Source organism: Rhodopirellula sp. SH410 (assembly GCF_055811895.1).
The window spans coordinates 1,429,242-1,451,951 of sequence record NZ_CM147949.1; the positions used below are offsets into that span (position 1 = coordinate 1,429,242).

At 56.3% G+C, this 22,710-nt stretch carries 17 protein-coding genes; 8 read left to right on the forward strand and 9 right to left on the reverse strand.

The features are described 5' to 3' along the window. Positions 1 to 9: 9 nt before the first annotated feature. From SH410x_RS05420 to SH410x_RS05430, 3 genes are all read left to right on the forward strand, one after another. Positions 10 to 633, forward strand: a complete 624-nt coding sequence (locus SH410x_RS05420) for a riboflavin synthase (RefSeq protein ID WP_473675328.1) — start codon at positions 10 to 12, stop codon at positions 631 to 633. 12 nt (positions 634 to 645) lie between these two features. Beyond that, positions 646 to 1,821 carry a 16S rRNA (adenine(1518)-N(6)/adenine(1519)-N(6))-dimethyltransferase RsmA gene (rsmA, locus tag SH410x_RS05425; RefSeq protein ID WP_473675330.1) on the forward strand — a complete coding sequence of 392 codons (1,176 nt, stop codon included), beginning with the start codon at positions 646 to 648 and terminating at the stop codon, positions 1,819 to 1,821. A 110-nt stretch (positions 1,822 to 1,931) separates the two neighbouring features. After that, on the forward strand, positions 1,932 to 3,089 hold the full coding sequence (locus tag SH410x_RS05430; protein WP_473675332.1) for a TlpA disulfide reductase family protein: 1,158 nt from the start codon (positions 1,932 to 1,934) through the stop codon (positions 3,087 to 3,089). A 130-nt stretch (positions 3,090 to 3,219) separates the two neighbouring features. Here the strand turns inward: SH410x_RS05430 and aceE are convergent, their stop codons facing one another. From aceE to SH410x_RS05460, 6 genes are all read right to left on the reverse strand, one after another. Beyond that, complete coding sequence (gene aceE, locus SH410x_RS05435) at positions 3,220 to 5,880, reverse strand: pyruvate dehydrogenase (acetyl-transferring), homodimeric type (protein ID WP_473675333.1); 2,661 nt, start codon at positions 5,878 to 5,880, stop codon at positions 3,220 to 3,222. Positions 5,881 to 6,083: 203 nt separating this feature from the next. Further along, the gene (locus tag SH410x_RS05440; RefSeq protein WP_473675335.1) at positions 6,084 to 7,334 is read right to left on the reverse strand and encodes an ABC transporter permease; all 1,251 of its coding nucleotides are present in this window, start codon (positions 7,332 to 7,334) and stop codon (positions 6,084 to 6,086) included. Next, the gene (locus SH410x_RS05445) at positions 7,331 to 8,485 is read right to left on the reverse strand and encodes an ABC transporter permease (protein ID WP_473675337.1); all 1,155 of its coding nucleotides are present in this window, start codon (positions 8,483 to 8,485) and stop codon (positions 7,331 to 7,333) included. Before SH410x_RS05445 ends, SH410x_RS05440 begins: the two co-directional genes overlap by 4 nt. Beyond that, the gene (locus tag SH410x_RS05450) at positions 8,482 to 10,548 is read right to left on the reverse strand and encodes an ATP-binding cassette domain-containing protein (protein ID WP_473675339.1); all 2,067 of its coding nucleotides are present in this window, start codon (positions 10,546 to 10,548) and stop codon (positions 8,482 to 8,484) included. Before SH410x_RS05450 ends, SH410x_RS05445 begins: the two co-directional genes overlap by 4 nt. Further along, positions 10,527 to 11,636, reverse strand: coding sequence for an HlyD family secretion protein (locus SH410x_RS05455; protein WP_473675341.1), 1,110 nt, complete (start codon positions 11,634 to 11,636; stop codon positions 10,527 to 10,529). The genes SH410x_RS05450 and SH410x_RS05455 overlap by 22 nt, the downstream gene beginning before the upstream one ends. A gap of 209 nt (positions 11,637 to 11,845) precedes the next feature. Further along, a complete protein-coding gene (locus SH410x_RS05460; RefSeq protein WP_473675342.1) occupies positions 11,846 to 13,408 on the reverse strand; it encodes a TolC family protein in 1,563 nt (520 codons plus the stop codon). A gap of 439 nt (positions 13,409 to 13,847) precedes the next feature. On the opposite strand from SH410x_RS05460, the gene ppsA reads away from it, so the two are divergent. The 5 genes from ppsA to SH410x_RS05485 all read left to right on the forward strand — a co-directional run bounded on the left by ppsA (position 13,848) and on the right by SH410x_RS05485 (position 19,782). Beyond that, positions 13,848 to 16,253 (forward strand): phosphoenolpyruvate synthase, encoded by a 2,406-nt coding sequence (gene ppsA, locus SH410x_RS05465; protein ID WP_473675344.1) that lies wholly within the window; start codon positions 13,848 to 13,850, stop codon positions 16,251 to 16,253. A gap of 40 nt (positions 16,254 to 16,293) precedes the next feature. Beyond that, a complete protein-coding gene (trxC, locus tag SH410x_RS05470) occupies positions 16,294 to 16,713 on the forward strand; it encodes a thioredoxin TrxC (RefSeq protein ID WP_473675346.1) in 420 nt (139 codons plus the stop codon). Positions 16,714 to 16,939: 226 nt separating this feature from the next. Next, positions 16,940 to 17,278 (forward strand): carboxymuconolactone decarboxylase family protein, encoded by a 339-nt coding sequence (locus tag SH410x_RS05475; RefSeq protein WP_473675348.1) that lies wholly within the window; start codon positions 16,940 to 16,942, stop codon positions 17,276 to 17,278. A 452-nt stretch (positions 17,279 to 17,730) separates the two neighbouring features. Further along, entirely contained in the window at positions 17,731 to 18,492 is a 762-nt protein-coding gene (locus SH410x_RS05480) for an acetolactate decarboxylase (protein WP_473675350.1), read from the forward strand. Between the two features lie 189 nt (positions 18,493 to 18,681). Next, complete coding sequence (locus tag SH410x_RS05485) at positions 18,682 to 19,782, forward strand: TIGR00341 family protein (protein WP_473675352.1); 1,101 nt, start codon at positions 18,682 to 18,684, stop codon at positions 19,780 to 19,782. Between the two features lie 86 nt (positions 19,783 to 19,868). Here the strand turns inward: SH410x_RS05485 and SH410x_RS05490 are convergent, their stop codons facing one another. The 3 genes from SH410x_RS05490 to SH410x_RS05500 form a co-directional block, all read right to left on the reverse strand. Further along, a complete protein-coding gene (locus SH410x_RS05490) occupies positions 19,869 to 20,321 on the reverse strand; it encodes a methyltransferase family protein (protein ID WP_473675354.1) in 453 nt (150 codons plus the stop codon). Between the two features lie 110 nt (positions 20,322 to 20,431). After that, positions 20,432 to 21,379: an L-lactate dehydrogenase gene (locus tag SH410x_RS05495; RefSeq protein ID WP_473675356.1), complete on the reverse strand. Its 948-nt coding sequence runs from the start codon at positions 21,377 to 21,379 to the stop codon at positions 20,432 to 20,434. Positions 21,380 to 21,834: 455 nt separating this feature from the next. Next, positions 21,835 to 22,662: a glycerophosphodiester phosphodiesterase gene (locus SH410x_RS05500; protein ID WP_473675358.1), complete on the reverse strand. Its 828-nt coding sequence runs from the start codon at positions 22,660 to 22,662 to the stop codon at positions 21,835 to 21,837. Positions 22,663 to 22,710 lie beyond the last annotated feature (48 nt).

Sequence of the window (22,710 nt, forward strand, 5' to 3'; positions counted from 1 at the left end):
TGCCCGTCCATGTTCACCGGATTGATCGAAACCCTCGCCGAGGTGGTCGCGATCGACGACCAACCTCCTGGTAAACGGATCACGGTTGCTGCGCCAGCCTTCTGCGCCGCCGACGAACCGCACGCCGTGCAGATCGGCGATAGTATCGCGATCAACGGTTGCTGCTTGACGGTCGTTGAGATTGACGCTGAGCGATTCTCCTTTGAGGCAGGCGAGGAAACGCTGCTGCGGACCAACCTCGGACAGCTCTCCCCGGGGGCTTCGCGGGTGAATTTGGAGCGTGCCCTCGCCGTCGGCGATCGGCTGGGTGGGCATTACGTCACCGGGCATGTCGATGCGATTGGCGAATTGATCCAGCGGACCGACGACCCGCCCTGGTCCAACTTGAAATTCCGTATCCCCGGTGAATACATTCACCAGATCGTCGCCAAGGGCAGCATCACGGTCGACGGGATCAGTCTGACGGTCGTCGACGTGGGGGACGCCGACGATCCCTATTTCACCGTCGCCCTGATCCCCCACACACTCGCTGCCACGACCCTCGGCCGCTGTATCGTGGGCGATACGGTGAACCTAGAAACTGATATCCTTGCCAAATACGTGCAGCGCAGCCTGCAGCACCGCGGAAACTGAAAAACAAAACCGATGAACTCTCCCGACGACGTAGAACCCGCAGACGACCCTTCTGGTCAACCCGCCGACGAACCTGCCGCCCAGCCGGTCGAGCCGATCCAGCTCAACCGCGACCGGAGCCGGCATCGGCGACCGCCTGCCGCCGCGGGCGCGGCATCACCCACCCCCGCGAAACCCAAGCCGAAAAAGCCGCCGGCTGCGGACGACGCGCCGACCGACACCTCGCACGCGGCCTACATTCGAGCGAAACGAGCCCAGCAGGGACCGCGGCAAACCGTCAGCTACCTCTCCGAGCGACTGGCGTCGGCCGGGCTACGACCGGTTTCCAAATACGGCCAGAATTTCCTGGTTGACCTCAACCTGGTCGAATTGATCGCCCGCTCCGCGGAACTGACCAAACGCGATCTGGTGCTGGAAATCGGCACCGGTGTCGGCTCGCTGACAGCGATCATGGCTGAGCAAGCCGGTGCGATTCTGACAGTGGAAATTGATAAAAACCTGCATCAACTCGCCGGCGAGGAATTGGCCGACTACCCGCACGTTAAACTCATCCAAGGCGATGCGTTGCGGAACAAGAATTCGCTCCGCAGCGACATCATGGAGAGCGTCCGCGACGCCAAGGCGAGGTTGCCCGAGGGCGGCCGGTTTATGCTCGTCGCAAATTTACCTTACAACGTCGCGACACCGATCATCAGCAACCTGTTGCATGAATCACCGCCGCCAGATCGCATCGTCGTGACGATTCAAAAGGAACTCGCTGAGCGAATGATCGCCTCTCCGGGCACGAAGGACTACAGTGCCCTGAGCGTGTGGGTGCAGTCCATGTGCCACGCTGAAATCGTGCGCATCCTGTCGCCTGGTGTGTTCTGGCCACGGCCGAAAGTCGAATCGGCAATCATCCGTCTCGACCTCGATCATGCTCGCCGCGACGCGATCCCTGACCTGGCGTACTTCCACCAAACGGTGCGTTCTCTCTTCTTCCATCGCCGCAAATTCCTCCGTAGCGTCGTCATCAGCGCGTTCAAGGGTCGCTTGGAAAAGGCCGCCGTGGATGAGGTCCTCGCGTCGCTCGGACATGGTGAGACGACTCGCGCCGAAGCACTTGATTTGCAGCAAATTGAAACTCTCGCCGAAGCGCTGCGGCAAGCCGAGATGGCGGCGGAAGATTCAGCTCAACCGCCATTATGAGAAAGAAGGCCACACTCGACGGGCCGACTTCCCACCTGTATTCTGACGTAGCGGTCGCGTAGCCGATCGCGTTCTCACTCTCTCAACTATTAACTAGCTCAGGTTTCCGCATGAACCGCCGATATCTCCGTTTCGCCCTTACGCTTGCCTGTACCGTTGCCGCCACGGGACTCCTCCTCGCGCCCCGACCGGCATCGGCCGAGGTGACCCTGCACATCGGTGACAAAGCGCCCGAATTGGACATCGAGCACTATGTGCACGAACCCAAGGATGGTCTCGGCAAGGTCACGAAATTCGAAAAGGACAAAATTTACATCGTCGAATTTTGGGCGACTTGGTGTGGCCCCTGTATCTCCAGCATGCCCCACCTCGTCGAACTGCAAAATAAGTATCGCGGCGAAGGCATGCAGATCGTCAGTATCTCCGACGAAGATGTCGAAACCGTCGATGCACTGATGGCGAAACCCTATCCCGGAAAAGATGAAACCTTCGGCGAACTGACCAGCGCCTACACGATCACTACCGATCCCGATGGCTCCGTCAGCGCTGACTACATGCTAGCCGCAGGGCAAAACGGCATCCCCTGTGCATTCCTCGTCGGCAAGACCGGCTTGGTGGAATGGATCGGCCACCCGATGGAGATCGACGAACCACTCGGCGAGGTCGTCGCGGGCACTTGGGATCGCGAAGCTTACAAAGAGCAAATGAAGCAGGAGCAGCAACTGATGGCTGCAATGCAAAAAGTCAATCAGCTCGCCCGCACCGGCAAGTTTGACGACGCAATCAAAGTCGTCGACAAGGTCCTCGAAGAAATGAAGGCCGACAATCCGAAGACAGACATGATTCGCGAGCAACTCACCAACTTCCGATACAACCTGCGATTGGATGCGGGCGACACTTCTGATGAGGTATTGAACTTCTTCCGCAAACAGATCGCCGATGCCAAAGGCGACGCCCGCGCGGTCACCCAGTTCGGATTTGGCCTGATGTCGTCCATGCAGCAAGGCACCGACCCGGGGCCACTCGCCGCCGAAACGATCACAGCACTTGAGGCCGATGTCGATAAAGCTGACGACGAAATCAAGCCGCTGATGTATTTGTGCATCGCTCAAATCAGTGCGTCGATGTCCGATTTCGACAAAGCGATCGAGGCCCAGGGCAAAGCGATCGAGCTGTCCGAAGGCAAGCAAAAAGAACGGATGGAGCAAATGCTCGAGGAAATCAAGGAAATGGCAACGGGGAAAGACGACGCCAAGGCGTCGGAGTAGCCCCACGCCCGACGGTTCTGAATGAGTAGGCGAATCTCGCCGAGACTCGCCTACTCGCCACGCCTCCCGAGTCTCCAACCGACTCGGTTGCCCGCTTCGCACACAACCGTCGGCCTGTGTCCCCGGGCGCCTAGAGCCCGACGGGGTCCAGTTTGTCTGGGTCAATACTCAGCGTCTTCCTCGCGTCCGGCAAACGGCTTCGGTCGAACGTTTCGTCCGCAGCCATCGCCGCGAGTGCGGCATAGGCAATGTGGTTCGCGTTGATTTCAAAGTGCTCTCGCATCGCCTCCCTGGTATCGCTGCGACCGAACCCATCGGTGCCTAGAGTGACATAGCGTCCCGGGATCCAAGCTGCAATTTGGTCGGGTACGATTGCCATGTAGTCGGTCGCGGCAACGTAGGGACCTTGGCGGCCGGCGAGTTTTTGTTGTATGAAGTTGCGCCGGGGCTTCGCCGGCGACCGCAGTCGATTTTCGCGATCGCTCGCCATTGCCTGGCGGCGCAACAGGTTGTAGCTGGTAATACTCCAGACATCGCTGGGTACATGGAACTCTTCGGCGAGCAATCGCTGCGCGTGCAGTGCTTCGTTGAGAATCGCCCCACTGCCAAACAGCTGGGGCCTTGCCGAACCCTGGTCACCGCCTGCATCCTCACCTCGAACTTCATACATACCTCGCAAGATTCCGTCATGCACTCCATCGGGCATGGGCGGCATCGGGTAGCTCTCGTTGTAGAGTGTCAGATAGTAGAAAATATTTTCGTTCTGCTCGTACATCCGACGCATGCCTTCTTGGATGATGACAACAACTTCGTACGCGTACGCAGGGTCATAGATTTGCAGCGTTGGAATGGTTGAGGCGACCAGCGGACTGTGGCCGTCACCGTGCTGCAATCCTTCCCCCATCAACGTGGTTCGCCCGGCAGTGCAGCCGAGCAAGAACCCTTTGGCTTGAGCGTCGGCGGCGGCCCACAGGAAATCGCCGACACGCTGGAAACCGAACATCGAATAGAAAGCGTAGAACGGAATCATCGGCGTTTGCAGATGACAATACGCGGTACCAGCGGCAATGAAAGAGGCGATCGAACCCGCCTCGGTAATGCCCTCGTCCAAAAACTGTCCATCGATCGTTTGGCTGTATTGTGTCAGTGTGCCTGCATCGACGCTTTCGTAGAGTTGGCCGTCGGGTGAGTAGAGGCCATGTCGAGAAAACATTCCTTCGAGTCCGAACGTGCGTGCTTCATCGGGGACGATCGGCACGATCCGATCGCCGATCGAATCATTGCCCATCAAGCGTTCGAGCACCCTGTCGAAAGCCATGGTCGTGGCCGCGGGGCGATCGCCAGACCCTTCCAGCAATGAGGCAAAGGATTCCAGCGGCGGGATGGGCAGGGTCGGAGACTGGGTCGCTCGCGCGGGCAAGTAGCCTCCCAGTTCACGCCGGCGATCCTGCAGATACTGGATTTCACGACTGTTCTGGGGCGGCTTGTAAAAGGGAATCTCGGCGACGTGCTCGTCACTGATCGGCACGTTGAATCGCGTGCGAAAGGCCAGCAATTGCTCCGTCGTCATGCTCTTTTTTGCATGTGCTGTGTTGAGAGCTTCGCCGGCGGTACCCATGCCATAGCCTTTGACAGTACTGGCCAACACGACGGTCGGCGCGCCCTGAAAATTCACCGCAGCATCGTACGCTGCAAACACTTTGCGAGGGTCATGGCCACCACGACTGAGCCGGTGAAGCTGTTCGTCGGATAGATGCTCGACAAGCTTTTGCAACGTCGGTGATTTGCCGAAGAAGTGCTCCCGGAGGTAGCTCCCCGATTCATGAGCGTACATTTGGTATTCACCATCGACGGTCTCATTCATTCGCTCGATAAGTTGTCCTGATTGATCGGCAGCCAACAGTTCATCCCACTCACTCCCCCACACCACTTTGATAACGTTCCAACCCGCACCCGCAAAGATTCCTTCGAGGTCCTGGAGCACTTTGCCATTTCCACGCACCGGGCCATCGAGTCGTTGCAGGTTGCAATTGACAACAAAAGTCAAGTTATCGAGTTTTTCACGGGCGGCCAGCAACAACCCACCGACGGATTCGGGTTCGTCCATTTCCCCGTCGCCAAGCATCGCCCAGACATGCGACTTGGATGTATCGACGACGTCGCGAGCCTGCAGGTAGCGCAGAAATCTCGCTTGATAGACCGCCATCATCGGCGCCAAACCCATCGAGACGGTCGGGAACTGCCAGAAGTCGGGCATCAACCAAGGGTGCGGGTACGAGGGCAAGCCGGTTTCCCGTGGTGATTCGCGGCGAAATCGCTCGAGCTGTTGTTCGCTGAGACGCCCCTCGAGAAAGGCGCGGGCGTAGACGCCTGGCGAAGCGTGTCCTTGGAGGTAAACGAAATCGCCAGGATGATCGTCGCTGCGGGCATGAAAAAAATGGTGAAAGCCGACTTCGAAAAGAGTAGCGGCGGAGGCATATGTCGAAATGTGCCCTCCGATGCCGGGGGTGTGCCGATTCGCGCGCACGACCAACGCCATGGCGTTCCATCGAATGAGACCACGCAAGCGGTGCTCGATTTCCCCATCGCCAGGGTACTCGCGTTGCTGGGAGGGCGCAATCGAGTTGACATAAGGCGTGTGCAGCGATGACTCGACTGGCACGCCCAGACGCTGTGCTTGATCGCGCAGGGCACTCAGCAAACGTGTTGATTCGGTTTTGCCATACCGGTCCACGACTTCTTGAAAACTATCGAACCAATCGGTTAGTTCGTCGTTGATTGATGACTGCATAGACTCGCTCGCATTGAATGGATCGTTCATGGAGAAAGATACAAAGCAAATTTGATACCGTCGGTGCCATCATGCCGAGGCGACCGTCGAACCCGTTCGCGGTGTAATCGCTTCGCTGGCGGCGAGGGTATCGTGATGCTGCGCATCGAGTGCCAACGCGGAACCCTGGCACTCGAGCGGCACTGGCTTGGTAAAACCGCGAATCAACCAAATTGCCTGCGGAAATATCCCATGCTGAGCCCGTAGATGACCAATCCAAATACGGCAATCGCCAGGATGGAGTCCCACAGGAGCGAGATGCCTGAGCCTTTGAGCATGATGCCCAGGCTGGCGTCGATGTAGTGATGCAATGGAGCGACGGAACTGACCGCTCGCAAAAACGGCGGCATGTTCTCGGGAGGTGTCCATGCACCCGACAAAAACACCATCGGGACAAAGATCAACGCCGTCAGCATGCCTACCTGAGCAAGATTCCGGGCGATCGTTGCGAGCAGCATTCCAATCCCCGCCGTCGTGAAAACGTAAATCGCCGTCACGGCCATGAAGAGAGTCAGACTGCCGCGAAAGGGGACGCCAAAGAACGGTTGCAAGATCAGATGGATCGTGAGAAAGGTTCCCACCAGAATCACCGACGTCATCGCAAGTACCTTCGGGAACATCATCTGAAACGTTGACAACGGCGACACCAACAGTTGCTCGACCGTGCCACGTTCCTTCTCGCGAGCCATGGCAGATGCGGGAAGCAAAATCGCAAACATGGTGATCACATTCAGCATTTCGACCAGCGACATGAACCAGGCATCATTCTGATTGGCGTTGTACCAAACACGATGCTCTTCATGAATGATCGGCGCGGCGAGCCCGTTGATATTCATGCCTTCACGTTCCATTGCTGTTTCGAGACCATACTGGCCAACGATTTGTTGACCGTAGCTGGAGGCAAGAAACCCGAGGACGGGATTGGAGGTGTCGATTTGCATTTGCAACATCGCGGTTTGGCCGCTGAGCAAGGTTTCCTGAAACTGCGGCGGAATATCCAGCACCATCATTGCCTCGCCACGGTCGAGAAGTTCGATGCTTTCGCTTTCGTTGAACACTTCGCCATCAATTCGAAATTGGGGCGGGCGGAATCGGTGAATCAATTCTCGCGATGCAAAACTATGATCAGAATCGTGGACCCTCATTCCCGCGTCCTGGAGTTGCATGCTGACGCCTGACCCCGCGAGATAGACTTCCAATGTGAACGCGTAAATCATGAACGCAATTAAAATACGATCGCGATAGAGTTGCAAATACTCCTTCGTCGTCATCACGCGCATCCGATTCCACCACACGACGAAGCCTCGCAGGGCGTTCGTTCGCCATGGAGCCGACCGTGCTTCCGCCTGCGTAGAATGCGCGTCTGTGGAGCCGGGATGTCCGGCGTGCTCGATCGTGGATGGGGGCGTACTCATGTGCTCGGCCGTTTATGAAACATGCTGTATCCAATCATCATCAATGCGGCCGCATAGACTGTCAGGACAAGAACGTCGGGCCAGAGTTCTCGTAGCCCCACCCCTTTCATGAATGCACCCACGATAATGTTCGTGTAATACATCGCCGGCAGTGCGTGGGCGGTCATTTGCGCGGTCTCGCCGAGCGATTCGATGGGCACGACGACGCCTGAGTAGAGGATCGAAGGGATCACCGTCACGATGAACGTCACCACCATCGCCGCCACTTGGGTCCGCACCAAGACCGATACCACCAAGCCGAGCCCTGTGGTGCAGATGATGTAGAGCAACGTCGCCGGAATGAAGAACAGCAGGCTGCCTTTGAAGGGCGCACCAAACAATTGAGTCGCCAGCAAGAAGAGGATCACCGCGTTGGCGGCCGAGATTCCGACGTACGGAATTAGTTTCCCGACGAGAAACTCCAGTCGACTGACCGTCGATGAATAGATGTTGTAGATCGAGCCACGTTCTTTCTCACGGACAATCCCCAGGGCGGTGTAGAACGGTGGTGTCATCATCAGAATGACCATGATCAAACGCGGCGCGAGAGCCCAACTGCTCCGCATACTTTGGTTGTATAAATACCGAGTTTGGAATTTGACCGGCTGCAGGCGTCTGGCTGCCTCGCCGAGAGAGATCCCCCGCTTCTTGGAGACGTACATCGCCAGCATCTCGCTGGTGAACGCCGTATTCATTGCCAATACGTAGCCTTTGATCGTTTGCGCACGGAATGGAAATGTCCCGTCGATCAGCGTTTGCACCACCACCGGACGGCCCGCAAGAAGCTCTTTTTGAAAGTTCTCAGGGATCACGATTGCGGCGCGAATCTTGTTATCCTCCAACAATGGAGGCAATGCGTGGCGGTCCAAGGCATAGCCCTTGAAGTCAAAGTAGCGCGAATCGATAAACCGATGCGAATACTCTCGGCTAAGGTTCGATCCATCTCGGTCAACGATCGCCAGCGGGATGTCTTCCACATCCAGTGACAACCCGTATCCGACCACCAGCATGAGTGACGTCGGAACGAGAAATGTCAGCGCCAAAAATAGACGATCGCGAACGATCTCTCGCCATTCTTTCGATGCCGTTGCGGCAACACGCTTGAGATTCATTCTTTCGCCTCGTCGGACTTCACAACATCTGTTTTCTCAGCGTCTATTTTTTCCAGGGCGAGAACCCGATTGACGAATACGTCTTCCATGGTGATCGGCTGCTCGGAAACGGACAGGACTTGGATCTGTTTCCGATCGAGAGTCTCGCGGACACGTTTTTCGGCTTCCACCAGATTCGGTGCTAGCAGGTGAATCCGTTTTCCAAACAACGAAACCCCATCGAACCCCGAAGACTCCATGATGTCCAACGCCGCGAGCGGGTTATCCGTGCTGACTTCGAGCAACTGGCCGGAGTCCTGACGCAAATTGGCTTTCAGCTCTGTTGGCGATGCGTCTGCAAACACACGACCGGCATACATCATCGCGATGTGATCGCAATGTTCAGCTTCACTCATGTAGTGGGTCGTGACCAGGATCGCGACACCTTCATTGCGTGACAATTCAAAAATGATGTCCCACAATCGTCGTCGACCAATGGGGTCAACACCTGAGGTAGGTTCGTCCAAAAAGAGAACTTGTGGGCGGTGAACCAGTGCGCAGCCGATTGCCAGGCGTTGACGAACGCCCATCGGGAGACTTCCCGACAGAGCATTTTCACGACCCGCCAGGCCAGCCATCTCGATGATCCAGTCGGTGCGCCGGCGAGCTTCGCGACGCGAAAGACCATAGATGCCCGCGTACAATCGAATGTTTTCGACAACGGTCAGATCCTGATATAGCGAAAACGATTGCGACATGTAGCCGATACGCTCTTTAATGGATTGACTTGCCCGGCGCATGTCGGCTCCCGCGACCCTGCCCGTACCCGAGGTGGGCGGTATCAGCCCGGTGAGCATCTTGATGACCGTCGTTTTCCCAGCCCCGTTGGCTCCCAATAAACCGAAAATCTCACCTTGTTCGACGCGGAAACTGACTCCATCAACCGCGCGAAACTTGCCGAATTGTCGAACGAGGTCGTGTGCTTCCATCGCAAGCCCCTCCGGCTTTGGCGAGGTTGCGGGAGCTAATTGCGTGAGCGACGCGCCATTATCTTCATCCGTCAGCCCGCGGCGGCGCAACAGGGCAATGAAGACATCTTCCAGGTCCGGTTGAGCGACATGCATTTCACTGGGTTGGCAGTCGCTGATTTGAGCAACCACAGCAGCGGATGCTTGCTTGTCGTCGGCATCATCCACAAAAACACGTAGCCACGGTCCCACAGCTTCGGATTGAGGAAACGCGGTCTTCAAACTCGCTAACGCTTTGGCTTGAGGCTCCGCTTTCGTCCGCACAACTCGGCCGGGCACCAAGGCAGCGATTTCGTCGGGTTCGCCGCGGGCCAAGCACTTACCATCGAACATCAGGGCCGCATGATGAAAGCGAGTGGCTTCATCCATGTATGCGGTCGAGACCAATGCCGTGATCTGCTCCTCACGCAACAGTTTGGCCAGGATGCTCCAGAAGTCGCGCCGAGACACCGGATCCACCCCAGTGGTGGGTTCATCTAAGATCACGAGTTTGGGATGGTGAATCAGGCAACACACCAACCCCAACTTTTGCTTCATCCCGCCAGACAAGTTCTTCATCGGTCGATCGCGAAACTTGTCGAGCCGCGTCATCTCCAGCAGCCGTTGTTTTCGCTGCCGAAGAACGTCCTGGGGAACCAGTCGAATCTGGCCAAAGAAGTCAACATTTTCCTCGATCGACAAATCGGCATAGAGATTCAAACCAAGCCCCTGCGGCATCAACCCGATCCGGTCCTTGATCGTTTCGGCGGAGCGTTCTGAATCCACTCGAACACCAAATACATCGACCGAACCACTGTCGTAGGTCAGCACGCCAGCGACCGCTTTCATTAGGCTGCTTTTGCCAGCACCGTCGGGACCGATCAGTCCGTAGATTTCACCCCGCCGGATCTCCAGGTCGATGCCGTTGACGGCGACCTGCCGGCCATAGGATTTATGAAAATCTTTGACGCGGACGATCGGCTCGTCTTCTGGTGAGTCGATCTCGGTGTGACTTGTTGGGGCAATGTCAGCCAAATCATCAGCTGTCTGTGAACCTACCATTGCGGTTTCGCCCATGGTGCCTCTTTCTTCCAACGGATGACTGCGTCAGCGGGCAAGCCGGGGGAGAGTTGATGATCGATGTTCTGATCGAGATAGAGCTTGATGGCGTAGACGAGCTTGACGCGTTCATCGGGAGTCTGCACTTCCTTGGGCGTGAACTCGGCGCGGGAAGAGATATAGCGAACCTGGGCTGGAAACGGTTTGTCAGGAAACGCATCGGTGTAAATGCGTGCCGGAAGATCGAGTCGGAGGCGTCCGATCTCTATTTCGGGAACGTAGACCTTTAAGTACAGCCGGTCGAGATTGACGACGTCGAACAGAGGGGAACCTGCGGCGACAACTTCGCCCGCATCGACGACGCGCGTCGTGATGACTCCCGCAGAGGGAGCCCTGATGGTCAAGTCATCCAACACGCTCTGGGCTTCATCTTGCGCCGCTTCCGCGCCGGCGACCTGTGCGGCAGCCGCGGCAACCTGTGCGGTTTTGGCACGGATACGCTGTTCGCCAAGATTGGCCTGGGCCAGTTGCTTTTCCGCTTGCGTTACTGCGGTCTCAGCCACGCGAACATCGTTTTTCGCGACCGTCCACCCGAGTTCGGCCTCCTCGCTCTTTCGCTTGTCGACGGTTCCGTGCTCAGCGAGTTTGGCAAAACGCTCGGCATCCCGAGCGGACTGTTCCTCGGCAGCTTTGGCTTTGGCGAGGACCGCTAACGCGTGCTCCACGGATGCCTCGGCGGTCTCCACCATCAGCGGGACTTCTCGCTGGAGTAGATCCAATGCGGCTTCTGCGGCATGGTGCTGAGCGTGGGCAGCCGCCACTGCCTGCTCGGCTTGGTGCACCTTCGCTTTGACTTGTTCGGAGTCCAAGCGAGCGAGCACCTGTCCTGGCTGGACACTGTCGCCCTCGCGGACGAGCAGTTCGTTGATCTTGCCAGCAAACTTGCTGGCGATGGTGACATGATCCCCCTCGATCCGTCCGTTGGCCTGAATCAAACCTTCCGGTAACGACTCGACGCGTCCCCACCGGTCCCACGCGAAGTACCCGCCCGCAGCAACACCCGCCAGTATGAGGATCGTGAAAATATGCTTGATGAATTTCGCCATCGTGACGCGTTCCGGTTGCTTGAATCAGCCACGATCACCCTCAGTGAAGTGAGCAACCCACCTCGTTGACCCTGAATACATTCGCGGCTGGTCCTGCTCGGGAGCAATGCCTGTGCCAGTCCACACATTTTCCCGGTGACGCAGGCTGGGCGGCGAGCGGGAAATGGCGGACGGAAACGACGATCGGCCGCTCCGTCCTCGCCCCTGTCCTAGATCGTTCCCGTTGCTCGATCCAGCATAATACGGGCGAGAGCGGCGTCATAACTGGCCGCGTAGAAACTGCTGCGACGACTCGCCAGCAACGTTTGGGCATCGAGCACCTCGGTGTTCGTGCCGACTTCCTCGCGGTAACGATCCAACGCGACTCGCAGGTTTTCCTCGCCTTGCTGGACCGACGTTTCAGCGACTTCCATCCGTTTCTTCGCGTTCTGCAGGCTCAGCCAAGCTTGCCGCACTTGCAATGCGATGCGACTACTTAGGTCACGCTGCAAGCGGGCCAGGGCAGAAGATTGTTGCTTGAATGCCGCAGCCTTGTTCTTGGCCATGCCGCCATCAAACATGGTCCATTCCCCAGCGATCCCGACCGACCACAGGTCTTGATGGGTGAGGAAGCTGTTCTCGAGGTAGTGGAACCCACCGAGCGCCCCGATCTGAGGACCTTTTGCCGCCAATTCCTGATTGGCTTGATGGCGAAGCGCGTTGGACTTGCAAGCGATCGCCTTGAGCTCGCTGCGCTGTGCCATGGCCATCGCCGTCAACTCCTCAGGACCTGAGTAAACAGGCTGCCCCGCAGTCATCAGCTCCGCCAGTATCACCGGTTGGTCCAATGGTCGCCCCACCAGCCGATTGTAGGCTGCACTGGCGAGATCCAGTCCATTGGTCGCCTCCAAGAAATTGTCTTGCGATTCGGAGAGCGCCGTCTCTACCGCCAGCACATCGGCCCGGGAGACGACGTCTTCGCCAAACAAATCCTCGACGTCAACCAAGTGCTTTTCCAGTGTCTCCACACTCAATCGAGCGACTTCAACCAGTTTCTTTGTTTTCAGCACTTGGACGTACGCTTCGGCAACCTCCATTTTGAGATCATGGACACCCGAACGCTGGTCAAACTTGGTTGCGTTGACGTTCGCTGCCGATGCGTCGATCGCACTGGAGATTCTTCCGCTGGTGTACAGCGGAACGGATGCCAGCGTTGCCGATGCGAAGAAATCTTTCTCTCCAATGGGCAATGAGCCAAAGGGCACCGCAGCAAACCCGGGGAGGCTCACCGAGATGCCTGGCGTTTTATCCAACGCAGTGTAGGCGTTGAACGTTCGCAGTGATGGCAAACGAGCTGACTTGGCGGCTTCGTGAGTATAAACGGCAGCCCCCGTGACGTCTCGCTTTGATTGCAGTTTCTCGTTGACCGCGATGGCAATCGCCCAAGCGTCTTGGATCGACTCGCCGCCTTCCCCCGCGATCAAGGGCATCACGCTGGCAATGTCTGGGAGGGTGTCCGATTCGGCCTGACCAACTTCCTGGACATGCTCCTCCACTAAAAAATCGCCCAGACTCTCATCCAGCTTGCTTTCACTGTCGTTGAAGCTAGCCAGCTCGATGTTTGACTCAGACAGGGCGTCAGATGCGTTGCCGCCAACTTCCGCTGACCCCGGATCGGGACTCGGTTGCGCAGTATTGCGAGCGGTTCGGCGCACTCCTGAACCGGCACACCCGACAAAACACAAAAGGACAAACAGAATCGCAAAAAATGATTTTTGTTGAAATGGACGCATGTGATTAGATGCCAGATCGCGAAAAGTTCTCGATAAACGTTGACATTGAAACAACGCAATTCGTCGCGAAAGACACGACTTTCCCTCTCATCGTCATCTGCGGCAGCACCGGTAAATATAGAACATTCGGCTCCTAACGACCGTTACAACCGTTGCGACCGTTCCCTGTCACGCCGCACAAGTGTGCGACTATGACACACTGGCTGCTCCGATTTGTGAAACGGGCAGCCTTGCAGAGAGGTTGCGCTGCAAACCAGAGAACGCCTGGGCATTGCAAAACGCCTGAGTTGGGCAACAACCACGCTGGAATCTTCCATTCTGCGGGCACACGAGTGCCCATTCCGCACACCGATGCCTGCGTTGGTGTGTGGAGCAGTGGCACAGTCTTTGCCTTGATCGTAGCGCAACAACTCAATTCACGTATCGCTTGGAGACTCCCATGTCCGCTGTTGATCTTGTCCGCTGGTTCGACCAAATCGGGATTGACGATGTTCCAAGCGTTGGCGGTAAGAACGCATCGTTGGGCGAAATGTACCGTGAACTGACTCCGGATGGCGTGCGAATTCCCAATGGATTTGCAACCACCGCAGCGGCGTATCGGACTTTTCTCCAGCAGGCTGGGTTGGATGACAAGATTGCCCAGGTTCTCGCAGACCTGGACTCGGGGAATATGGAGAACCTGCGCCAACGCGGCCGCGCCGTCCGTCGGTTGATTTTGAGTACCGAGTTCCCCACCGACTTCAAAGACGCGATTTGTGAAGCATATCGCCGCCTCAGCGAAGGTCGCGGCGAGCCCATCGACGTGGCCGTTCGCAGCAGCGCAACAGCGGAGGACCTGCCCGATGCGAGCTTTGCCGGACAGCAAGAAACCTATTTGAATGTCCGGGGCGAATCGGGGTTATTGGATGCCTGTCGGCGTTGCTTTGCGTCGTTGTTTACCGATCGTGCAATCTCATATCGCGTGGACAAGGGATTCGATCACAACCAGATCGCTTTGTCGGTCGGGGTTCAGGTGATGGTTCGCTCTGACCTCGGTACGTCCGGCGTGATGTTCTCGCTGGACACCGAAAGCGGTTTTCGTGATGCAGTGCTCATCAATGCCGCCTACGGACTTGGTGAGAACGTGGTACAGGGTGCGGTGAACCCCGACGAGTACTACGTCTTCAAGCCCACCTTGCGAAGTGGCTACCGGCCAATCTTGAAGAAGTCGATCGGTACCAAAGAAATCAAGATGGTCTACGACATCGGCGGCAGCAAGCTTACAAAGAACGTTCCCGTTCCCCCTGAAGAACGCACACGATTCGCCGTCAGCGACGATGACATTCTCACCTTGGCTCGTTGGGCATGCCAAATCGAGGATCACTACAGTGCGAAAAAAGGCCATCCGTGTCCCATGGACATGGAATGGGCTAAAGACGGAAACACCGGGGAGCTGTTCATCGTCCAGGCTCGGCCAGAAACCGTTCAGTCGCAACGGTCCATGAATGTGCTCGAAACATATCATCTCAACGGGACCAGCAAACCCATCGTCACCGGCGGCGCCGTTGGCTCACGCATCGGTCATGGGCGGGTCCGAGTGATTGCCGACGCCAGTCGCCTGGGCGAATTCCAAGAGGGAGAAGTACTTGTTACTGAGAAGACGGATCCCGATTGGGAACCGATCATGAAACGGGCTGCGGGGATCGTAACCAACCGCGGTGGTCGAACCTGTCACGCCGCGATTGTCAGTCGCGAACTGGGGCTGCCCGCGATCGTCGGAACACTTCGAGGAACCGAGTTGCTTCACGATGGTCAAGAGGTCACCGTCTCCTGTGCAGAAGGTGACACCGGCGTTGTCTACGAGGGACTGCTTCCCTTTGAGGTGGAAGAAACCAAGCTAGACGACCTGAAGCGTCCCAAGACAAAAGTCATGATGATTCTCGCCAATCCCGATGAGGCGTTCTCCCAGTCCTTCATCCCCAACGATGGCGTCGGCTTGGTTCGGATGGAATTCATCATCAACAACCACATCAAAGTGCATCCGCTGGCGCTCCTGAAATTGGACCAACTCACCGATCCAGCGGCGCGTACTGAGATCGAACAACTGACAGCCGGGTATACCGACAAGCCACAGTATTTTGTCGATCGGCTGGCCGAAGGCGTGGGCATGATCGCAGCCGCCTTCTTTCCGAAGGACGTGACCGTTCGGATGAGCGACTTTAAGACAAATGAATACGCCAATCTTATTGGCGGCCGCCAGTTCGAGCCGACCGAAGAAAACCCGATGCTCGGATTCCGCGGAGCGTCACGCTACTACGACGAGCGATATCGCGACGCCTTTCGGTTGGAGTGTCGAGCGATGAAGAGAGTGCGGGACGAAATGGGACTGACGAATGTCAAATTGATGATTCCATTCTGCCGCACGGTCGAAGAAGGGAAGCGAGTTCAGGAAGTGATGGCCCAAAATGGACTCGCACGAGGCGAGAACGGACTCGAGATCTATGTCATGTGCGAAATCCCCAGCAATGTGATTCAAGCCGAAGCGTTCGCGGAAATCTTTGACGGATTTTCGATTGGCTCGAACGACTTGACTCAATTGACGTTGGGTGTTGATCGAGATTCCGAAATCGTGGCTCATATCTTCAATGAACGCGATCCGGCGGTCATGGCGACCATCCGGTCGGCAATTCAATCCGCCAAAAAAATGGGGCGAAAAATCGGTATCTGCGGCCAAGGGCCAAGCGACTATCCCGAGTTTGCTGAATTCCTCGTCGCACAAGGCATCGACAGCATTTCCCTCAATCCCGACGCCGTCTTGAAGACAACAGTTAGAATCGGAGAAATGGAAGACCGAATTTCGGGATGACTCACCCTGCAAGAAACGACACAATAGGAATCGTTACAGTATGAATATCGTATGTCCCCACTGTTCCACCGTGAATCGCGTGCCCGCGTCGAAGCTGCATGATGGTCCGGTCTGCGGAAAGTGCAAACAGCCTCTCTTGCCGCCCCATCCCGTTGACTTGGATGAAAGCACCTTCGCAAAGTTCATTGCGAAAACGGAGCTGCCGGTACTGGTGGATTTCTGGGCGTCGTGGTGCGGTCCTTGTCGCATGATGGCTCCGGCGTTCGCAGAAGCCGCGGGGATTCTCGCTGCCAAAGTGATCCTCGCCAAGGTGGATACCGAAGCCGCGCCCGTGACATCGTCTCAGTTCCAGATTAGTGGCATCCCAACGATGATTCTATTCAAAGGTGGGAAAGAGATTGCACGACAATCCGGAGCGATCAGCACGCAGCAGATCGTTCAGTTCGCAAGCAAATCATAGGCCTGCCGATGGGATGCTTAGCAACGCGGGATCAATAACTGGCGTAGTGGATCTTGTTAAAGATCCATCCAGAACAGGATCTTTAACAAGATCCACTACGGTAAACCCGTCACTTATTGTTCCTGGCATCCTTATTCGCGTTCGATACGAACATTCACGCCACGAGTGGGCTGTCGCCAAGCAACCACTTCAATGCATAGGACGAAGGGAATGACCAATGGGCAAAATGAACGATAAACTCAACGATGTCACCGCGCTTACGAAACGGCTGATGGAGGAGTATCCGACAGAGACCGGGGCCTTCCTGTCCTTCGTTAAGAAAACGGAAGCTGGGCCAGCGCTCACCTGTCGCGAAAAAGAATTAATCAATATCGGGATATCCGTCGCTGGCCAATGCGAATGGTGCATTGCAGTACACGTTAAGAACGCGATCAAGAGTGGCGCAAATCGTGACGAGATCGTGTCGGCGGGATTCATGGCCGTGATCATGCACGGCGGCCCGGCGCTGATGTATATGGTGCCGCTGATGGAAGCGTTGGACGAGTTTTTGCCACAAGAAAAGTAGGCTGAAATATTCTCCTTATCAAAGCTGGGACAGAACGGGGTGTGGAACAGGATGCGTGAAGTCAAGGTTAGGTTCTTCATGGAATTGAGTGGCACACAACCGATTGCCCAGACCGTTCCGGCCGCAGAGCGTTCGGCCACTTCTCTTCCGCTCGTTCTTAAGCAACGCGGGATCAATCACTGGCGTAGTGGATCTTGTTAAAGATCCCTCCAGAACAGGATCTTTAACAAGATCCACTACGGTAAAACCGTCACTTATTATTTTTGATGCCCTAACACCGACTGCTTGCCACGTCTCTGATGTGTGCACATGAGACTCGCCAAGTATGCGAATCCGCGCAGCAGCAGCATGGAACGGACTCTCGCACATTGAGAATCACGAGACCGAAGTCAATGGGCACGCGAGTTGCTTTCCTCAAAAGGGTCATCCACACCAACAGGAAAGAACCGATCATGCAAAGCAACGCCCCTCTCTTAATTATCTCGATTTTCTCAATGGCGTTTTTGAATAGCTTGGGGGCCGAGTCCCGAGCGGAGCAACCACTCGACGGCGCTATCGTTCAGTACGGGAAAATGCACGAGGCGATCGGGATGCAGCAAGACCAGGGCCGCGTTCGACTGAGCGATTTGGTCGAGCGGCCTCATTTCTATGGAGTGGCGGCACTCCAGGGACTCGAAGGCGAAGTGACCATTGACGACGGAAAGGTTACGATCACCGGCGTTGGTTCCGATGGCCTGATGAAGCCGATCGCCAATCAGGACGGCCTGCAAGCGACGATGCTCGTGGGTGCCTACGTTCCAGCATGGACCAGTCACAAGACGGCCCAAAGCATTGCTCCCAAAGATTTCGACCAATTCATTGCCGATACAGCTTCGGCGGCAGGCATCAACATTGACAAACCATTCCTGTTCAGCGTTGACGGGACGTTTAGCGATGTCAGGTTGCATGTGATTCATGGAGCCTGTCCCATTCACGCGCGGATACAAAACACTGAGCTGCCCCCCAGCGAGCGACCTTTTGAGAGCACCCTATCGCAGGTTCGCGGAAAACTCATTGGCGTCTACGCGAAGAACGCCGTCGGAAACCTCACGCACCCAGCGACTTCAACTCATGTTCACATTCTGTTCGAGGACCAGAAAACCGGAGTCTTGGTAACCGCCCACGTCGAGCAAGTCGGACTGACCGAAGGAACCACCGTGATGCTTGCGAAGTAAACGGAACCCATTGCAGGAGACTGCAATCGTCAGAGCAAACTTCGCCCTGGACAACATAGCTGCTGGGGTGAAAGGTAAGTTTAGGAACGAGCGGAAAATAAGTGGCCGAACGCTCCGCGGTCGGAATGGTCGACCGCGGAGCGTTCGGCCACCAGATCAGACAGTAATTTTCCGCTCGTTCCTTAATCCGTGGATCCGTGGCGTAATCGCAGCGGGCGGCAACACGGCTTTGGGATGGCGATGCACCTGCATCACATCGCATCGGTCACTCAACATCTCACAACATCACTGGTACTGCGAATGGCTCTTCGGCTTCTTGAGATGGTCATTCCGAGTGACTCAACCGCATTTGTGGGCGATCTGCCGAGCGTCGACAAGGTCATCCAACGCTGGGATGAAAAACTCGATGACAAGCAATCGATGGTACGGATGCTGCTCAACGCAGTGGACTCCGAGACGTTGCTCGATGACTTAGAAGAGCGGTTTTCTAGCGTGGACGGTTTTCGCCTTATTCTGTTGAACGTCGAAGCAACGATTCCACGACCCAGCGAAGTAGACGTCGAAAGCTCAGAACCAGCGGCGAAGTCCGCCGAGCGAATCAGCCGCGAAGAGATCTACGACGATGTCGCACAGGGAGCGGAGGTGACGCGAGTCTACCTCGCTCAAGTCGTGATCGCGACGGTCGTAGCTGCCATTGGGCTGCTGCGAAACGATAACGTGGTGATCATCGGAGCCATGGTCATCGCACCGCTGTTGGGCCCCAATATGTCGCTCTGCTTGGCCACAACATTGGGAGACTGGAAACTCGCAATGTCGTCTCTGAGAACAAATGCGATCGGCTTGTCGGTCGCGTTCGGTGTATCGCTAATCGTTGGATTCCTCTTCGTCATTGATCCCAATATCGAATCCATCGGAGCCCGCACGCAGGTATCCGGGGGAGACATTCTGCTTGCGTTGGCATCCGGGTGCGCCGGAGTACTCGCGTTTACCAGCGGCGCCCCCGCTGCTCTGATCGGCGTCATGGTGGCAGTCGCATTGTTGCCACCCTTCGCTGTCTTCGGACTACTCGTGGCATCTGGAGAATACGGTGCCGCGAAGGGGGCTCTCCTATTAGTCGCCACGAATGTGATCTGCGTCAACTTAGCCGGCGTGCTGACGTTCACCGCCCAAGGCCTACAACCAAGAACCTGGTGGGAAGCCGAACGAGCCAAGAAATCGACCCAGATCGCGATCGCCACCTGGTGCACACTCTTGGTGATCCTAGCACTGTTGATCTACGGCGCGATGTGATCAGGCAAAACGCCTCACGAAGATCACGAAAGAATGCGAGGTCACTCGATCCCAACAGGCGTTGTTGATGGTTCGAGGTTTCATTGCTAAATCAAAAACGGTATGAGCCGCTTCGTCTGTCTCGCGTAGTTTTCGTAATCGGGGAAGCGGTCGTGCAACTGTCGTTCTTCGATCACCGTTTTGGAAAGCAGGACGGCCAGCAGGACAAACCATACGATTGCCTTCCACGTTGCCAATGGACTCAACGCGAGTCCGCCAGCGAACAGGAGCAGCGCGGTGTACATCGGATGCCGCACAAACCGATAGGGACCGGTCGTTATCAATTGAGCGTTGGAGTGTAACTCAGGCATTACCGAAACGCGGCGAACCCCCATGACAGCAATCGCCCACCCGCCCAACCCGATGCCAACCACGGCGATGGACAAGCCAATGGCGAACGTTGGCGACGGACGCGTCGAAAGGACCATCGCAGCAGACGCAAGGACTTGCGTCCCAACGAGAAGGCGTGACCAAATTCTCGGGCGGCTCGTTTGATTCATTGGCAAATTGATGTCCAGACATCGGCTCGATCCGTCAAAATATTTTCACCGAACGCGGCAGCAGGGTTGCCGTGTGCGCACAGGATGCGCAAGCCGCACCATTGTGCGGACTAAACCGTCAGCGAAATTGAATCAATCGCGTCTCGGATGATCATGGCGCTGGCCTTCAACGATGCCTGCTCGGATTGGTCGAGAACCAGCGGGAGGGAGGCCATCACACCCTCACCGCCAAACAAATGCGGCATGGAAATTGTGACGTCCGCAACGCCAGCAACATTTTCGATTCGCGAACAGATTGTCAGAATGGAACGCTGGTCGTGAAGAATGACGTCAACAATTCGAGCCAATGCACAGCCGATTCCATAGTACGTCGCCCCTTTGCCTTCGATTATTTGATAGGCGGCCCGACGAACCCGCGTATCAATCTCTTTTCGGACAGCGGAATCCAACTCGATCCCGCGGACCTCACTAAACTCTTCGAGCGATAGCCCAGCGATCGTTGCCAAGGACCAAGTGAGCACTTCCGAATCTCCGTGCTCGCCAATCACATGTGAATGAACATGGCGGGGGTCGACGCCGAAATGCTCGCCGAGCAATGAGCGAAACCTCGCCGTATCCAGCGTGGTTCCCGACCCGATCACGCGTTGAGCCGGCACGCCACATGCCGCTGCGATCTCGCCAGCAATGTGCGTCATGATGTCGACTGGATTGGATGCGACCAGCAGGATGGCGTCGGGGGCGTGCTCGATCACTTTTGGAATGCAATCGCGAAAGACATCTGCGTTACGCTGCAGAAGTTCCAGCCGAGTCTCGCCAGATTTTTGGCCGACCCCCGCAGAAATGATGACGACCAAGCTATCCTTCACGTCGGCATAGTCACCCGCTCGTATGGTCAATGGATTTGCAAACGGAACCGCGTGCGAGATGTCGGCCGCCTCCGCGATCGCGCGAGACGAATTGTGATCGACAAGCACAATCTCACGACCGATCCCCTGCATGACCAGCGAATAGGCAGCCGTCGAGCCAACAAATCCACTTCCAACAATACTGACCTTCATGATTCTCTATCCTGATCCGAAATGGCTTTGATTGTGGCACGGGTACGGAGGTGAAACGAATGCGGAACACTCCTTCGATGGCTCAGGGAAGTTCATGGTAGCTGATCTCGATCACGACGCGAAGAGAGACCACTTCCTGGCGAAGTGAAGTGGTCGGGACGACTGAGCAAGATGACGCTATCGCCGCATTCTAAACCACCTGCCCCAATCTGAGCAAATGATAGACGACCATGTAGCCAATGGAAGCAACCGCGCATGTTCGCATGCCTGGAAAATCCCGCAGCCTGGAGGACTGCCACTCGGTTCCGAGAAGAACGGCAAAGTTCGATTCCATTTCCGCCGGCAAATTCAATGGATGCTCCAGCACCCACGCACTCAAATCATCGTTGGACATTTGAGCGGGGGCAGAAACGGATGGGGCACAAGGATGTTGAAACGACGATGGGCACGTCCCTTCATTTACTGTCCGCGGGTAGATTCTCTTTCGCCTGCTGGATAGCTGTAGGGATGTCCGTGCAGGCCACGTCCAGCCCCAACCCGATGGCCAGGTAGTAATCCTGCACTTTATGGCCAGGCCAGCCGTTGACTTTGTAACCGAGTTCCTGAGCCTTCTGCACCAACTCACGCGACGTCCCGGAGATTTTGCAGGCGATGTGCGTCGCGTGCAAACGTTCCGCGCGCTCGATGAACTCCATTGACAGCGGTTTGCTGGCGATGATCGCGATCGGCCAATCGGCATCGAGCTTGCGCATTTCTACCAGTGGCCGTTCGTCGAATGATGTGAATAGATAGTCTGAATCCGCTGGCTTGTACTTTTGGGCCATCGCATACAGTCTGTCGCAATACGGGGCAATTCGAGCGTCGGGATACAGTTCCTTATTGCTGGTCTTCATCTCCAGTTCAATGTACACGCCTGGTTTGTCTTGGAAGTATTTGAGGAAATCCTCCAGCAACAAGAAGGCTTGGCCCTTCTTCGTTCGCACGTCCTTCAGTTGATTCGCGGTCATCTCTTCGACGGCGCCACTGGCACGATGAGTCCTGTCCAGACTATCGTCGTGCAACACGACCAACACGCCATCCTTGGTCATCCGGATGTCCGTTTCGAATCCACGGATCCCGCGCTCGTAGCACGCCTCGAAACCCTCCATGGTGTTTTCTTCGAACTCATACGCGCCTCCACGATGTGCAAGAATCAGCGGCATCGGAGCCGATTCATCGGCGAAGCAATTCGTACTCAACGCCAGTCCGGTCAATAGTTGGCACAGCAAAAAAAAACGTAGCATGGGGATCCCATCATCGAGGTGAAATAAGGGTCGGAGTGGTGCTGATTC

Excerpts from the sequence above, each read along its gene's own strand:
- SH410x_RS05420 (WP_473675328.1), top strand. The coding sequence starts at position 10 with ATGTTCACCGGATTGATCGAAACCCTCGCCGAGGTGGTCGCGATCGAC.
- rsmA (WP_473675330.1), top strand. The coding sequence starts at position 646 with ATGAACTCTCCCGACGACGTAGAACCCGCAGACGACCCTTCTGGTCAA.
- SH410x_RS05430 (WP_473675332.1), top strand. The coding sequence starts at position 1,932 with ATGAACCGCCGATATCTCCGTTTCGCCCTTACGCTTGCCTGTACCGTT.
- aceE (WP_473675333.1), bottom strand. The coding sequence starts at position 5,880 with ATGCAGTCATCAATCAACGACGAACTAACCGATTGGTTCGATAGTTTT.
- SH410x_RS05440 (WP_473675335.1), bottom strand. The coding sequence starts at position 7,334 with ATGAGTACGCCCCCATCCACGATCGAGCACGCCGGACATCCCGGCTCC.
- SH410x_RS05445 (WP_473675337.1), bottom strand. The coding sequence starts at position 8,485 with ATGAATCTCAAGCGTGTTGCCGCAACGGCATCGAAAGAATGGCGAGAG.
- SH410x_RS05450 (WP_473675339.1), bottom strand. The coding sequence starts at position 10,548 with ATGGGCGAAACCGCAATGGTAGGTTCACAGACAGCTGATGATTTGGCT.
- SH410x_RS05455 (WP_473675341.1), bottom strand. The coding sequence starts at position 11,636 with ATGGCGAAATTCATCAAGCATATTTTCACGATCCTCATACTGGCGGGT.
- SH410x_RS05460 (WP_473675342.1), bottom strand. The coding sequence starts at position 13,408 with ATGCGTCCATTTCAACAAAAATCATTTTTTGCGATTCTGTTTGTCCTT.
- ppsA (WP_473675344.1), top strand. The coding sequence starts at position 13,848 with ATGTCCGCTGTTGATCTTGTCCGCTGGTTCGACCAAATCGGGATTGAC.
- trxC (WP_473675346.1), top strand. The coding sequence starts at position 16,294 with ATGAATATCGTATGTCCCCACTGTTCCACCGTGAATCGCGTGCCCGCG.
- SH410x_RS05475 (WP_473675348.1), top strand. The coding sequence starts at position 16,940 with ATGAACGATAAACTCAACGATGTCACCGCGCTTACGAAACGGCTGATG.
- SH410x_RS05480 (WP_473675350.1), top strand. The coding sequence starts at position 17,731 with ATGCAAAGCAACGCCCCTCTCTTAATTATCTCGATTTTCTCAATGGCG.
- SH410x_RS05490 (WP_473675354.1), bottom strand. The coding sequence starts at position 20,321 with ATGAATCAAACGAGCCGCCCGAGAATTTGGTCACGCCTTCTCGTTGGG.
- SH410x_RS05495 (WP_473675356.1), bottom strand. The coding sequence starts at position 21,379 with ATGAAGGTCAGTATTGTTGGAAGTGGATTTGTTGGCTCGACGGCTGCC.
- SH410x_RS05500 (WP_473675358.1), bottom strand. The coding sequence starts at position 22,662 with ATGCTACGTTTTTTTTTGCTGTGCCAACTATTGACCGGACTGGCGTTG.